At 38.5% G+C, this 15,834-nt stretch carries 8 protein-coding genes, 3 pseudogenes and 1 riboswitch; of the genes and pseudogenes, 3 read left to right on the forward strand and 8 right to left on the reverse strand.

Annotated elements, in window-relative coordinates; all coding sequences use genetic code 11:
• Window positions 1-38: 38 nt before the first annotated feature.
• Window positions 39-2,972: an S-layer homology domain-containing protein gene (locus tag NP781_RS13605; RefSeq protein ID WP_257520162.1), complete on the forward strand. Its 2,934-nt coding sequence runs from the start codon at window positions 39-41 to the stop codon at window positions 2,970-2,972.
• A gap of 115 nt (window positions 2,973-3,087) precedes the next feature.
• Here NP781_RS13605 and NP781_RS25665 read toward each other — a convergent pair whose 3' ends face one another.
• From NP781_RS25665 to NP781_RS13620, 4 genes and pseudogenes are all read right to left on the reverse strand, one after another.
• Window positions 3,088-3,213 carry an IS3 family transposase gene (locus NP781_RS25665; RefSeq protein ID WP_081456929.1) on the reverse strand — a complete coding sequence of 42 codons (126 nt, stop codon included), beginning with the start codon at window positions 3,211-3,213 and terminating at the stop codon, window positions 3,088-3,090.
• A 410-nt stretch (window positions 3,214-3,623) separates the two neighbouring features.
• Window positions 3,624-5,396: pseudogene (locus NP781_RS13610) on the reverse strand (vitamin B12-dependent ribonucleotide reductase); the annotation flags it as partial.
• A gap of 408 nt (window positions 5,397-5,804) precedes the next feature.
• Window positions 5,805-6,602 (reverse strand): annotated as a pseudogene (locus tag NP781_RS13615) (ribonucleotide reductase N-terminal alpha domain-containing protein); the annotation flags it as partial.
• Window positions 6,603-6,802: 200 nt separating this feature from the next.
• Window positions 6,803-7,581: pseudogene (locus tag NP781_RS13620) on the reverse strand (biotin/lipoate A/B protein ligase family protein).
• A 261-nt stretch (window positions 7,582-7,842) separates the two neighbouring features.
• Between NP781_RS13620 and NP781_RS13625 the strand changes: the two are divergent.
• On the forward strand, window positions 7,843-8,229 hold the full coding sequence (locus NP781_RS13625) for a rhodanese-like domain-containing protein (RefSeq protein WP_004231073.1): 387 nt from the start codon (window positions 7,843-7,845) through the stop codon (window positions 8,227-8,229).
• A gap of 588 nt (window positions 8,230-8,817) precedes the next feature.
• Window positions 8,818-8,894, forward strand: a riboswitch (glycine riboswitch).
• 165 nt (window positions 8,895-9,059) lie between these two features.
• On the forward strand, window positions 9,060-10,397 hold the full coding sequence (locus NP781_RS13630) for an amino acid permease (RefSeq protein WP_221680147.1): 1,338 nt from the start codon (window positions 9,060-9,062) through the stop codon (window positions 10,395-10,397).
• Window positions 10,398-10,430: 33 nt separating this feature from the next.
• Here NP781_RS13630 and NP781_RS13635 read toward each other — a convergent pair whose 3' ends face one another.
• The 4 genes from NP781_RS13635 to NP781_RS13650 form a co-directional block, all read right to left on the reverse strand.
• Window positions 10,431-11,396 (reverse strand): glutaminase, encoded by a 966-nt coding sequence (locus NP781_RS13635; protein ID WP_009370192.1) that lies wholly within the window; start codon window positions 11,394-11,396, stop codon window positions 10,431-10,433.
• Window positions 11,397-11,465: 69 nt separating this feature from the next.
• Window positions 11,466-12,881 (reverse strand): M20 family metallopeptidase, encoded by a 1,416-nt coding sequence (locus NP781_RS13640; protein WP_221680146.1) that lies wholly within the window; start codon window positions 12,879-12,881, stop codon window positions 11,466-11,468.
• A gap of 19 nt (window positions 12,882-12,900) precedes the next feature.
• Window positions 12,901-14,121 (reverse strand): MFS transporter, encoded by a 1,221-nt coding sequence (locus NP781_RS13645; protein ID WP_221680145.1) that lies wholly within the window; start codon window positions 14,119-14,121, stop codon window positions 12,901-12,903.
• A gap of 304 nt (window positions 14,122-14,425) precedes the next feature.
• Complete coding sequence (locus NP781_RS13650) at window positions 14,426-15,727, reverse strand: hypothetical protein (RefSeq protein ID WP_221680144.1); 1,302 nt, start codon at window positions 15,725-15,727, stop codon at window positions 14,426-14,428.
• Between the last annotated feature and the right edge of the window lie 107 nt (window positions 15,728-15,834).

A 15,834-nucleotide genomic window follows, 5' to 3' on the forward strand; every position in this document is an offset into this window, starting at 1 on the left:
ACTAAAAAGTTATGAAAAAAAGCAAAGAATTATTGATAATGACAATTTGTATGTTATTACTTAGCTTGTTTCCTGTAAATTCTGTAGGAGCAGAAGAATCACAAATTGAAGAGCCGATAGCGCCGGAAGAATCTCAACCTGAAGAGATGATAGTTCCGGAAAATGTTTCCTATGCGAGACATGAAAAAGTTGGTGATGATATCTTCCTTGGAGGAAAATATATTGAGATGGGGATTTCAAAAGGTGGTTCGTTTGGAACGGAAAGTGCAGCCCCAATAGGTTTCCATCCTACTGGACGTGAAAATTTAGGATTTACAGTAGATTCTGATGGGTTTGATAGTGGGGAAGCAATGAGTAGTGGCGATTATTTCTTACCTGGAAGTCCATACGAAGGATTTTATGTTGGTTATAAAGAAAATGATGATAGCACAAAATTATTTTTAAATGCAAATGCTTTAGGATCTATGGAGATTCTAATGAGCACTAATGAAGATTTATCGACAGAAGATAATTTAGTAGCAAAAACGAGTGGGGTAACATCTGATGGTGCATTAAAAATAGAACAAACTGTTTCATTTAAAGCAAATGATAAATTCTTTAAAGCTACAGTTAAAATGACGAATATGACAGATAGAGAACTTTTAGATGTACGTTATATGCGTTCTGTAGATCCTGATATTGACGCGGATAAAAATGATAATTTTGATACTATCAATTCGGTTCCATTTAACTATCCGAATGATGCTAAATCTGTTGTATTATCGAAGGGTCCTATTACTGGGAATGCATTGATTTTGATGTCTACAGATTCTAAATCACGCGCATCTATTGATAGTTCCAACCCATTTGATCCAACTGCATTTAATGATGACGGTAAAGTAGCCGAAACAACAAATGATTCACAGATTAGTTTAACTTTTGCTGTTGGTAACTTGAAACCTGGTGAAGCTAAAACAGTTGAGTATTTTTATAGTTTAGATAGCAATATTGAACAGACTTTAGAGGATGTTGAAAATAATTCAACGCCAACTGTAAGCAATAATGCAACATTAAGAGACTTAACAGTTAATGCTTCAACTGTAGCAGAGTTTGAATCTCATAGGGAAATATACAACGTAGAATTACCAGCAGGTACTACTACGGTTCCAGGTGTAATGGCAACTGTCGCAGATAAGGATAAAGCGAATGCTGTTGTGACAAATGCAACAAGTTTACCAGGTACAACAACAATTGTTGTCACAGCAGAAGATGGGATTACAACAAAAACATACAAAATTAATTTTACGGTTAAAAATTTAACACCAACTTTAAGCAATAATGCAACATTAAGTAATCTAACTATTAACGCCTCATCTGTAGCAGAGTTCGAATCTCAAAAAGAAATATACAATGTTGAATTACCGTCATACACTACTATGGTTCCTAAGGTAATGGCGACTGTCGCAGATAAGGATAAAGCGAGTGCTGTTGTGACGAATGCAACAAGTTTACCAGGTACAACAACAATTGTTGTCACAGCAGAAGATGGATTTACAACAAAAACATATAAAATTAATTTTACGGTTCAAAAATCAAGTAGCAATGGTGATACATGGACGCCAAATTCTATCCCTGCAACAACTAATCCAAGCTCGACAACAACGAAAATCCAAGTAGCATTAGAAATTGATGGTAACCATCCACTTGAAAAAACAACAGTGGAAATTGAGCGCACTAAACATGCCAATGGTGAAATGACAGACTTCGTCAACTTCACACCATCGCAAGCATTAGAAACTGTAGAAAAAGCAAAACAAATTGGCAATAACATTGCACGTATCGTCATTCCTGATGTGAATGATGAGGTGGATAAAGTAACAGTAGAAATTCCAAAGCAATCTCTACAAACATTACGTGACAATGGTTTATCACTAGAAATTTCAACAGTAAATGGTCATATTGCAATTTCACATAGCTCAATGGAAGGCCTTGACGATAACTTCTACTTCCGTTTAGTACCAGTGAAGAAAGAAAGCGAGCGTCAAGCGATTGAAGAACGCGCTAAAGTAGAAAAAGTTGTCCGAGAGACACTACAAAGTAACGATTGGGGTGTGGTAGCTCGTCCAATGACAATAGAAACAAATATGCCAAGTCGTCCAGTACAAGTAACACTACCACTAAGAGATGTAAATGTACCAACAGAAGCAGCAGCACGTCAAAGATTCTTAGAGCAACTAGCCGTCTTTATTGAACACTCAGATGGTGAGAAAAAAGTGGTCTTTCCTGAAGTCGTCACAATGGCAAAGGGTGAGCTTGGTCTACGCTTCACTGTAGATAAGTTCAGTACGTTTACCATTATTCAATTTGAAAAGCCAGAGGTAAGCGAGCATGATGCTTATATTAAAGGATTCCCAAACGGCACATTTGGTCCTGATAAGAATGTTACACGTGCACAAGTAGCGATCATGATGGCTCGTATTTTAGGCTATACAGAAGGACAAGCATTGAAGAAAGCACCGTTTAAGGATGTAGCCAAAAACCATAGTGCTGCAGGAGCAATTGCCTTTGTAAAAGAACAGGGCATTATGAATGGTGATAACAATGGTAACTTCCATACAAATGCCAACATCACACGTGCTGAAATGGCGGCAGTCGTAGCCAACTATAAACAGCTTTCTGTAGAAGAAGGGGCAGCGATTACATTCAAGGATACAAAAGACCACTGGGCACAATGGATTATTGAAGCAAACCGTACTGCAGGCATCATCAATGGTCTTGAGAATGGAAGCTTTGCACCAAATGCTGCTTTAACACGTGCACAAGTAGTCGTAATGATGAATCGCATGTTTGAACGTGGTCCATTAAACGGCGTCACAAAACCAAGCTTCCCAGATGTCAAAGCAACACATTGGGCATTCAAGGAAATTGAAGAAGCCGCAAACTCTCACTCTTATATAAAAGATACAGTTGGAAAAGAACAGCTTTCAGAATAGAAAAAGCCAAATACAAGAGGCTAAAAACAAAAAGAAAAAATGTTAGACCGCTTGTATTGGTAGTGACTCCTTAAAGTTAGAGTTTTATTTATGCAGCTAATTGGCTGGCATAAGTTCAGTAAAATACTGAACTCATGCCGGCCAATTTTTGTTTAATTCGATCATTATTATAGTAATCGATATACTTTTCTATTTTCTTCTTTAATGTTTTGTAGGATATTAATTCTTCTCCGTAATATATTTAGCCAAAGAATTCTCCATGGCCGCATTGTCTGCACACGTTGCTTTACGAGACATGCTTGGGAAAATCTTATTTTGCTTTAATGTTATCACCCATAAAATGATGTTGATAGTGCCACCCCTAACTTGAATGAATTGCTGCACAAGATCATTTTCATTTAGTTTATTTAATATATCTAACAACACTTCTTTTGGTTGGACTAAGCTTCCCCGTAGCTCAATAAAAGTTTCTTAATTGAAGTAATTTGCATCTAAAAAAATTCTTCTTGTTATATAGCCAATTTTAGATGTTCTGTTTGTGTTAGACATGGAAAATACCCCATTAGATAAAATATCTAAAGAGGTATTTCTTTGCAATTATCTAGATCGCAACTTTATTTCAAAGCCACAACAAATTAATTTAAAATATTATTACAGGCCACATTTCAACTGTGCGCCACAGTTTGTACATGTATTACAGCCGCCCATTTCTTCGACTGTACCTTTACGGCATACTGGGCATGTATTCCCAACGTCTGAGCCAATAACAGTTGTTGACTCTAACGCTTGAATCGTATCTACTAATACGACTGGACGTTTTGTATGTTCTTCAACCAATTCCTCTTCAAATGAAAGTTGATCCATATCATTTTCTTCTGCTTTTAGTGTAAGTACTTGTGAATCACGGCTACCGTCAACATAGACCGTACCACCTTTAGCGCCACCTTTATATAGTCGCTCGTACACTTTCTCAACTTGCTGTACTGTATAGCCTTTTGGTGCGTTTACAGTTTTAGAAATAGAGGAATCGATCCATTTTTGAATAATACATTGCACATCAGCATGCGCTTCTGGTTTTAGCTCCATTGCTGTAACGAACCATTCTGGAAGCTCTTGCTCATTTACTTCTGGATGACGGTTCAAATATTCTTGGACAATTTCAGCTTTTACTTCAATGAATTTACCTAGACGACCAGAACGATAGTACGTGAAGGAGAAGTATGGCTCAAGACCTGTTGCTACCCCTACCATTGTTCCTGTGGACCCTGTTGGTGCAACAGTTAATAGATGTGAGTTTCGGATACCAGTCGCTAAAATTTGCTCTTTGATATGAGCAGGCATTTTTTGCATAAAGCCTGTCTCTGTGAAGGCTTTACGTAAACGAGCTGTTTCTTCGTCTGTAGCACCTACTAAGAACGGGAAGCTACCACGCTCTTTCGCAAGCTCTGTAGACGCCTCATACGCAGTTTCAGCGATTGTTTTAAAGATTTCATCGACTAACGCATTACCTGCTTCTGAACCATATTCTTTTTCACAGTAAATCAGTAAATCAGCTAAGCCCATAACGCCTAAACCAACACGACGTTCACCAAGAGCTTGTACACGATTTTCTTCTAAGAAGTAAGGTGTCGCATCAATCACATTATCCTGCATACGAACACCAACACGAACTGTTTCACGTAGTGCTTCGTAATCAACTGATTGATTTTCTTTATTCGCAAACTGTGCTAAATTCACAGCAGCTAAGTTACACACAGAATATGGTGCAAGTGGTTGCTCACCACATGGGTTCGTCGCTACAACACTTTGACCATAAGCCTTTGCATTTGTCATGTCATTGGCGTTGTCGATGAAGAAAATACCTGGCTCTGCCGAGTATGTTGCACATACATTAATTAAATTCCATAATTCTTTTGCTTTAATTGTACGGTATGTGCGGACTTTATAGCCCATTTTCTCCCATTCACGAACATCACCAACTTCATGCCATTTCGTGTTGTAAACGCTCATTTCTTCCTTTGTATATTCTTCAACGGCTGGGAAACGAAGCTCGAAGTCAGCGTCTTTTTCAACTGCTTCCATAAATTCTTTTGTTAATGTCACAGAAATGTTGGCACCTGTTAAAAACTCTGGGTTATGAACAGTGTACGTGCCACCATCACGTAATTTATTTTCAGCCTCACGAATGATAGCTGTATCAAATCCACCTAAGCCTTCAATGTTTTTATAATTCACGATGCCTTGATACATCGCTTCCTCTTGCATAGAAAGTGGCTTGAAGTTTAATTTTTCTTTGGCTAGACGGATGATTGTTTCATCCGTTGTGTTTTCGATCAGGTAACGCAGAATACGTGGATTTTGCATTTTGGAAATAATAAACTCCACAATATCTGGATGCCAATCTGCTAGCATAATCATTTGTGCCGATTTCTTACGCGGGCTCGCTACACCCACTCTCTATGTCACCATAGAAGTTGAGACCATATCTTACATCTCATTAGATGCCCTCGCACTTCGGAGTGGCTTCACTCCTACTCTACTCACTTCCGCTAACTTAGCGTGTTTTCGATGGTCGTTGAACCTTCCCCTTTAAAAGGAGCTTGGCTGCTGATTGTCTTTATCCCACTGCTATTTTCAAGCATTCACGTTTACCGTTTCCGATTACGTTGTAGCTAGCAGTGCATTTATAATGCGTTTTTTAACATTTTCATGTGGTTGTATCGCATCATAAACATCCATATTTCCCACCTCGATTAAAGTGACAATATTTCCGTTAAAGAGTTCCCAGCAATTCACGAGGTTTGTTTACGCAGAAGCACCTAGATTATGCTTACCTCTGCGGCTACCACCTTGTTCGACAAGATGAGTCAGCTTCGCAATATCATCTAACCATGAGACAGAACCAGATGATTTACCGTTTACACCACGAGCTAGCGTGTTGCGTGGACGTAAAGTTGAACCATTTGTTCCTACACCGCCACCACGGCTCATAATTTCCATTACTTGCTTACGATGATCACTAATCCCTTCACGAGAGTCAGCGACAAATGGCATCACATAACAGTTAAAGAAAGTTACATCTGTTTCAGAACCAGCTCCATAAATCACTCGCCCTGCAGGGATGAATTTTAAAGAGACTAATTGCTTATAAAATTTCTCAAACCACTCTAGGCGTTTTTCTGGTGTTTTTTCAACAGCAGCAAGGCCTGTTGCATTTCGTTTTGCAATTTGTTCATAAAATATCTCAAGAGGCTTTTCTAACACGTCAATTGAACGCGTAATCACACCCGTTTCTTGCTCTTGCGGATCGTCTAATGCGCTACGATAATCTTCTTCAATCAAAATCTCTGCTGTTTTTGTAGACATATCCAATTTTTGAATTGTCCCTAAACCACGTGCAGGGAATTTCGGATCAGCTTTTACCGTTAATACAACAAAGTCGCCGGCTTTCAATGTTTTCTTTTCTGTGTCTTTAAACGAATAGCGATCGATCATGACAAGTCTCGATACACCTTTGTGTGTAATATGCATATCAGATGTTACGGGGTGTACCTGCGGGAATTGTTCAATATCTTTGTTTAACTGTTCAAATTGATTGTTTACTTCGGGTTGATGATTTGTGAGTACCATCGTTTAGCCTCCCTTGTTTTCTTCATTACAAAATAAATACACAATATCTCGTGTTGTTAAACACTACATATTGTGTATATGTCTTTAAAAAAGATACTATATATAGTTTTTTAATTCAACTCTTGCTTTTTTTAATAGATTCAGAACTACTTGTTATGACTAGGATTGAACGTTAAAAAATATTTTTTTCATACCATTTTTTACTTTTTAAAGTTCCACTCATCTGAAGCATATTTTTTTCTTCTAAAGCTCGGACATATTCTAATTGCTCCTCAGAAAGTGTAAATGGTTTTAATTCAATTTGCAACGATTTTGCAAAGCCATCTCTAAATGCTGTCACACATTGCTCAACTGTCACTGGCTCTTTTACAAGACTGTTGATGGCAACAGCCTTTTCTGGTAGCTTTCTACGCATACGATTTTTCGCTTCTTCACTGGAGAAATTAAATACGGATAATAATTTCTCTTGATCTAAATCTAATAAAATGGCGCCATGCTGTAAAATGACACCCTTTTGACGTGTTTGAGCACTTCCAGCTATTTTTTTCCCTTCTACGACAAGTTCATACCAACTTGGTGCGTCAAAGCAAACAGCACTTTTTGGACTCTTCAGGTCCGCTCTTTTCTCCTCTGTATCAGGTACACTAAAATAGGCATCCATACCCAGGTTATGGAAACCTTGCAAGATTCCCTCACTTAACACACGATATGCCTCTGTTACAGATTCTGGCATATTCGGATAGCTTTCCGTCACAATGACACTATAAGTTAGCTCATGTTCATGTAGGACAGCTCGTCCACCGGTTGGACGACGTACAAAACCTAAGCCTTGTTCACGCACAGCATCTAAATTAATATCTCTCTTTGCTTGTTGAAAATACCCAATAGATAATGTCGCAGGCTCCCACTCGTAGAAACGAATTACTGGTGGAATTAACCCCTCACTATGCCAATCAAGTAATGCTTCATCTAGTGCCATATTAAAAGAAGGACTACATTTCCCTGAATTTAAAAAATACCAAGTTGTCATATGTTCATCTCCTACAAATATAATGATCCATCAGGCCCCACCTGTGGGTCAACTTGAACGAATATTATGCTACAATTCAAATTGCGAACAATTGCTTGTGTAACGAAAAAGGCGAATTCGCTACAACCTAGTTAATTTTATCAAACTCATTGGACTATCGCTAGCGCATCTTTTATAATAATAGAGAAGATAGAAAGGGGTAAGAAAATCTTGGACATACTTATCACAATCGGTGTCGTTTTAGTAGTCACAATTGCATATATCGGAATTAATGCACTACGACTCAAAAAAGCCGTAACCAACCTAACACAAGAGCAATTTATTGAAGGCTATCGTAAAGCGCAGCTGATCGATGTTCGTGAGCAAAAAGAATTTGATGCTGGTCACATTCTTGGTGCACGAAATGTTCCTTCGACAACACTTCGTCAACGTTATAAAGAAATCCGCCCAGATTTACCAGTATATCTATACTGTCAAAATACAGGCCGTAGCTCACGTGCTGCACTATTTCTTAAAAAACGTGGGTACAACCAAATTTACCAACTTCAAGGTGGTTTCAAAACTTGGACAGGTAAAATAAAAGCAAAAAAATATTAATGCTCTCATCAAAAAAAGTCGTCTCAAAGTACTATGAGACGACTTCTTTTTTAAAAAATTCAGAGTTTCTACTATATTATATCTATTTCGAATGATGCTGTACGAGCTTCTTGTATACGAAGTCCTTGATCATGCATTAAAATAAAAAAAGTAATGCTACAAAACGCAATATAGTCCCCTTTTTGATACCAAGTCTTCTTTAAACGAGTTTTCACTACTTGAGTCGGGTCCTCATAAAAATGAGCGCTTTAATACTCTTTTGGAACGGCTTTCACTTCCGTCTGAGCGCTTTGACACCTCTTTGGAGCGAGTTTCTCATATGTTTGAGCGCTTCGATAGCTATAACCGAGCAAGCTTCCAATAATCCACCTCATATTTAAAAACCCTCCACGAAACACTTTGTATAACCAAAAATACTATTTTTCGTTAGAGATATGCCAGTTATGAACCCTATTCTTCTATTTTTCTGAAAATAGCTAAAATTTATTGTTGAATAATTTTAGAAGCACTGTTAGGATGTATAATATCTTACAATAATAATTGATTATAAAGTTAATAAGCTATGAATGCTATGGATCAAACTATAGCAGGAGCAGTTCTGGAGAGAGCGCACATTGCGTCGCCGAAGGGTTCACTATCTCAGGCAAAAGGACAGAGGAGTAATACAGCTTTTATAAGCGATGCTACATAAAATATTTAACCTATTTCATGTAGACATCTGCGAGTAAATGGTATTTGTTATTCTGACGTTTTTCCGAGACTAGTGTCACAACTAGTCTCTTTTTATTTTTCCAGCCATAGTTTTTTATGCATCTTTGAGGGGGATTAACGTGGAACAGCAACAATTAAAACGAGATTTAAAAAATCGCCATGTGCAGCTTATTGCCATTGGTGGAACAATTGGGACTGGTTTATTTTTAGGCTCTGGGAAAGCCATTGCCTTAGCAGGGCCTTCGATCATCCTAGCTTACTTAATTGTAGGGACAGCGCTATTTTTTGTGATGCGTGCCTTAGGTGAATTATTACTATCCAATGCAGGCTACACTTCATTTACGGATTTTGCATCCGAATACATAGGGCCTTGGGCAGGTTATGTAACAGGTTGGACATACTGGTTCTGTTGGATTATGACGGCGATGGCAGACATTATTGCGGTGGGGGTTTACACACAATATTGGTTTGATATCCCACAATGGGTGCCAGCCATTGGTTGTCTCGTATTGTTACTACTACTAAATCTATTAACTGTTAAGCTTTTTGGTGAGCTAGAATTTTGGTTCGCTATTATTAAAGTTATTACGATTGTAGCGCTTATTATTATTGGTCTTTTTATGTTAGTAACTGGCTTTCAAACTAGTTCAGGAACAGTATCAGTTGAAAATCTGTGGGCACATGGAGGCATGTTCCCAAATGGTATATACGGCTTTTTAATGGCCTTCCAAATGGTTGTCTTTGCATTTGTTGGGGTGGAATTAGTGGGGGTTTCAGCAGCTGAAACAGCAGATCCTCAAAAAAATATTCCTTCTGCCATTAATAAAATTCCATTTCGCATTTTACTTTTCTATGTAGGGGCATTATTTGTCATTTTATGCATTAACCCATGGTATGAGATGTCTGCTTCAAGCAGCCCCTTTGTCCAAGTCTTTACATTAGCAGGTATCCCGATTGCTGCTGGTATTATCAATTTTGTTGTGCTTACTTCAGCGGCTTCAGCAGGTAACAGTGGGTTATTCTCCACAAGTCGGATGCTCTATAATCTTGGTAACAATAAACAGGCATCTCCAGCATTCGCAAAACTCAACAGAAACAGTGTGCCAAGTAATGCACTCGTTATTTCCGCTATTGTTGTATCAATTGGTGCTCTGTTAAGTAAGTTGATGCCAGAGAACGCCTTTAGTGTTGTGACGACAATCAGTGCAATTTGTTTTATATGGGTGTGGAGCATTATCATCATTTCGCACATCATCTACAAACGAAAAAAACGTGATTTACATGAAGCTTCCATCTTCAAAGCACCACTGACACCTTTTATCAACTACGTTGTGCTTGCATTTTTTGCCTTTTTATTAATTGTGATGTTTATTTCTGAGGCTACGCGTACAGCACTGCTGTTAACACCAATTTGGTTTATCGCTTTATTTATTATTTATAAAATGAAAAAAAGATGACTTCAGACTAAGCGCTGAAATCATCTTTACTCATTAAAAAATCGTCATATCCCATTCTGTTGCTAGCTGTTTTAGCAACTTTACACCTGCCACACTGTTTCCTATTGGATCAATCGCTGGTCCGTAAATTCCAATACCACAGCCAGTAGGAAACGGCGAGTGCAGGCCTGCATGCCCTGGAACAGCCGCAAGAATCGCGCCTGATACACCACTTTTGGCAGGAAGGCCGATGAATGCCGCAAACTTCCCTGAGGCATTGTACATACCACATGTCACCATCAAAGCCTTTGCTAATTTTGCCACTTGTTTAGGGAATAGCTGTTTCTTTAACAGTGGGTGATAGCCATCATTCGCAATAACTAGGCCAATCATGGCTAAATCTGATACATTGACTTCAATTGCACATTGCTTCAAATAAACCTCAAGCGCCGCTTCTACTGGACAATCTAAGAACCCAGAATCCATTAAGTAGTAGGCTAATGCTCGATTACGATTAGCCGTTTGCCACTCTGACTGGAATACTTCTTCATTGATACTTAATTGCTTTCCAATGATTTGTTCTAAAAATTGTAGAATCTTAGTGACCTTCTCTTGTGGAGAATGACCAGCCAACATGGAGGATACCGTAATAGCTCCAGCATTAATCATCGGGTTAAAGGGTTTACCTGGCTGATGACTTTCTAAGCGAATAATTGAGTTAAAGGTATCTCCTGTTGGTTCAACATCTACTCTTTCTAAAACATATGGTAAGCCTCGATCCATACAGGCTAAAATAAAGGTAATGACCTTGGAAACGCTTTGAAGGGTAAATAGTTCTTCGGTATCTCCCGCTTTGATTTCATGGCCTTCAGTCCCAACAATCGCCACAGCTAATTGGTTGGGATCTTTTTGGGCTAAAGCAGGGATATAACTAGCGCATTGCCCTTCTTTGGCAGTAGCACGATACTGTGATACCCACTGTGCTAAAAGTTGATGCTGATGATTCGGTTGTGTTGACATGTTGCGTTCTCCTTTCAAAATGAGGCAAAAACAGAGCCTCCATAGTTCTCCTATGAAGACTCTATCCTGTTAGCGCTTAGGTGGCTGTGTTCCATCTGGAATTAAAGATTGATATGTTTCACCATCAAGACGTTCTTGCCATTCCTTTTTCGCTTTTTCAATATATAGAGGATTATCCAGCAACGCTAAGGCTGTACAAGCCATAATTTTAGCAGCCTGTAGCATTCCTTTATGCGCTATTGGGGTAACTCCTTGAGACACTACCTGCCATGTATGTAATGGTGTCCCTAATGCCATGCATACAGTTGTACACTGCACGGTTGGTACGTTCCAGCTAACATCTCCAACATCTGTAGAGCCACCCATAATAAATTCAGGTAGCATGCCTGGAACATGATTAGCAATCACTTTTCCTTGTAATAGCTTGGCATCTTCTTTACGCAAGCCCACTAATGAAGCTGCTTGTACTTCTGGTGTAAACGTATTGAAAATAGCCTGCGCATACTGTTCATCCTCTATTGTATAGTCTGGCATACCGATTTCAAGTATTTGTTGATACATCACATCATAAAGTGTTTTATTTGTAATAAGATTCGAAGCAGCACCTTCAAACTCAATGTCCACTGACGTCCCTGTCATCATTGTGGCACCCTTTGCAATGTTCTCAACGCGCTGATAAATTTCCTGCACTTGCTGCTTTTTAGGTGCCCTAACTAGATACGTTACCTCTGCATACGGTTGAACTACATTTGGCGAAGTCCCGCCTGAATTAGTAATGGCATAATGCACACGAGCTTCTGGAATGATGTGTTCTCGTAAGTAGTTTACCCCAACATTCATAAGCTCAACAGCATCTAAAGCACTTCGTCCAAGATGTGGTGCAGCTGCGGCATGAGCACTTTTGCCCGTAAACTTAAACGTTGCTGCATAGTTTGCTAGAGAACTACATGTCATCACAGTCGAAAACGTACCTGGATGCCAAGAGATCGCGATATCAACATCATCAAAAAGGCCAGCCTTTGCCATATAAGCTTTACCAGATCCATTCTCCTCTGCAGGACAACCGTAAAAGCGGATTGTTGCTGACTGATGATTTTGCTCTAAATAATCTTTTACAGCAACAGCAGCTGCGAATGCGCCAGTACCTAATAAGTTATGACCACAGCCATGTCCGCTTCCACCATCCACAAGAGGCTCATGTTGTGTTGCCCCACCTTTTTGACTCAAGCCTGGAAGCGCATCATATTCACCTAAAAAGGCAATAACTGGCTTGCCAGAACCATAAGTTCCAACAAGCGCTGTTTCAAGACCAGCAACACCGACTTTTGTTTTAAAACCCTCTTTTTCTAGTGCCTGTTTCATATATTCCATCGATTTCTTTTCTTGAAAATGAAGCTCGGGCACAGCCCAAATCGCATCGCTTAATGCTACTGTAGCTTGCTGTTTTGCTTCAATTAACGTTGAAATTTTTTCATGATAACTCATATTTGTCCCTCCAATTTCATTATGCTTTTAACAATGTTCCTTTTTGGTCGTTTAGTGTGACAAGCGACACAATACAGATAAGTGCAAAGCCAATTAACATCCAAAAGGCTGCATCAAAGGAGCCATTAAAGGCATCAACCATAAATCCAATTGCCATTGGTGTAACAAATCCTGCTAATTGTCCACCTGTATTGGCAATCCCCATTGCAGAACCTGTGATAGAAGAAGGTAATTTCTTGAGTACAATAACAGGTAGTAATGTAATGACAAACGCAATAAATATCGACACGACTGTTTGGTAACCAATAAATAACGTCACTGTTTTGGCAGTAAACATTAAATACAATAAAAGACCAATGACTGCGCAGGAGATGGAGCCTAACACTTTCTCCATACCTTTTGGTAACTTATCAATGATATAGCCACTACCATATACACCAATTATCGTTGTAATGGCAGGTATTGTTTGTGCCCAACCAATAGACATTAAATCCAAGCCTCGATTTTTTTGAAGATATGTTGGAATCCAAGAAACTAATCCCCAGTTCACTGCATAAATACAAAAATAAGCAATGATTAAATTCCACATTAGGGGTGTTTTCAATAATTCTTTAAAATTCACTTTGTTCGTAGTATTTTCTGTTCCAGCTATAGCTGCCTCATCTTGTGGGAGTTTAATGTATTTCCAATATAAAAAGGCAATTATTGCTCCAATTGCCCCAATAATGATAAACATCATGCGCCAGCCAATTGTTCCTAATAAATAAGCAGCTAGTAAAGGGACGATGAGTGAAACAATGCCACCAGAAGTAAGCATAATGGACATCGCTCTACCTCTTTCCTCTTTTGGAAAAATCGTAGCAATAATTTTAGAGCTTGATGGCTGAAAACCACCCTCACCAATGCCAAATAAAAAACGAATCACAATCATCGCTGTTAAGGACCACGCAATAGCTGTTAGACCCGTAAAAATAGACCACATAATAACAGCCATCAATAAAACTCGTTTTGCGCCAAATTTATCGGCCAGCCAGCCACCCGGTATTTGCATAATGGCATAGCCTAAAAAGAAAGCGCTTAAAATAATACCCGTAGAAGATGCATCCAGTTGCAAATCCCCTGTAATCGAAACCACTGCATAGTTCATAATATAGCGATCTAAATTCCCTAAAGACCAGCCTAAAAATAAAAGTGCAAGGATGACATTTCTAGATTTCTTCGTTATTTCATTTGTTGTCATTTATATCCCTCCCATATATAGAAATCCTCTCTTTATTGCCACGACTACTCTTGAATATGCTTGCCCCCTTGTAAGTAAATCCCCTTTTATATACCGACATTTTCGTTATATATTCGTATAATAATCAAAGTTCAATAAAAAGACAAGATTTTTTTGAAAATTTCTAATAGATAATCGTCTTCGTAAATCCATATTATTTACCTAAATAACCGCTGAATTTAGTGATTTATCAGTATTTGAGGCTGCAAAAAGCATAAAAAAATGTCCCACACCATTTATTGGTTTGGAACATTTCTGTAATTTTTCAGACAAGTTGATACATTTTAATAGGTCTGCCTCGAGTATGCTGCAATTCTTCCCCACAAATTCTCGCCAAATCTACATTACATAAATCTGCTACGATTCGTTGGGCATTTCTCTCGCTCATTTGCAGTTGTGTCGCTAAATCCTTTGTCGTAAAATGCTTCCAATGCATTTTTTGTACAAGTGCATGGATTTTCATATAGGTTTTAATACTAATATTCCCTTTTTTTAGTTTTTCTAAAATATAAGGGTCTTCTGCTCGGTAGGAATATGATAGCTCTTCTACATTCCCTACTGATTCAATAATGGTGCCATCATCCTGTATCATCACGATGTCAATAGCCTCATTTTTCTTCGTCTGTCTTAGTCCTCGGTGAGCATGTAACTCAGCATTGAACACTGTTTGAGCAAAGCCAATGCCTGCTGTCACCTTTGTCTCCATTTCAATCGACAACTGATACATTTTTTCCTGTAAGAATCGTATTTGCCCTTCAATCGCACCCCTTGTACTAAAGATCGTATATTTGCCATTCCCCTCTTCAATAAGAGAACCATCAATCTGTTCACAGAGCTGTAGTAGATTTTCCTTCGTACGCAATTCTAAATATTGAATACGATAGCCTTGCTTCATGCGCTCTTTTAATGAATCGAAGTCCTTAATTTCAAGCATGACTGCACCAATTTGTGTCTCTTTGTAATAGGACGTTTTGATCTTCTCTGTAAAAAGTTGAACTGTATGATAAATTTCTGTTTTTGTCGGGGAAACCCAATAAGATGGAACTCCTCGTTCCTTTAGCTCTTCATCTACAGAGGGATAACAAGTAATCGCAAAATCAATTTTGCCCGCCTGCCAAAGACTATAGTGGAAATCAAATAGCTCTTGTGGATCAATAGCGACATCAAATTCCTTTAGATACATATGATGGACATTATGCTGAATCTCTGCAAGACTTTCTGAAGCCATTTGAGAAGGCGAAGGAATAATATCGATACTAACATTTTCTATAAACTTTTTTTGCTGATAGGATTGCTCTAAAAAACCCCGATAAATAGCCGCTTCGGAAAAAATAATATGGGTCAATTTATCTTTGGATACATTCGTTTGACTGGCAAGCTTATAAGGGATGTAACCTGAAAACAACCAGAAATCGACAGCCTGATTGTGTGTCTCCACAAGATGCTTTGTTTCCGTCGCCACTTCATATATATACGGAATAAATTCCATATCCTGTTCGATTTCTCGTGCTAAGGCAATAATTCTTTCAACGGATTGAATGGGACCAACAACACCTATTTTATACATCTTTTGTTCCTACCTTCTTTGTGAAACTACAATCTTTATGTAAAAAATTTCTTCCCTTGTTGTACATAGTATAGCGGACAATCAAATTACTAGACAAATCTTATGTA

The sequence above is a fragment of the Lysinibacillus sp. FN11 genome, from assembly GCF_024628845.1.
Lineage (GTDB): Bacteria > Bacillota > Bacilli > Bacillales_A > Planococcaceae > Lysinibacillus > Lysinibacillus capsici.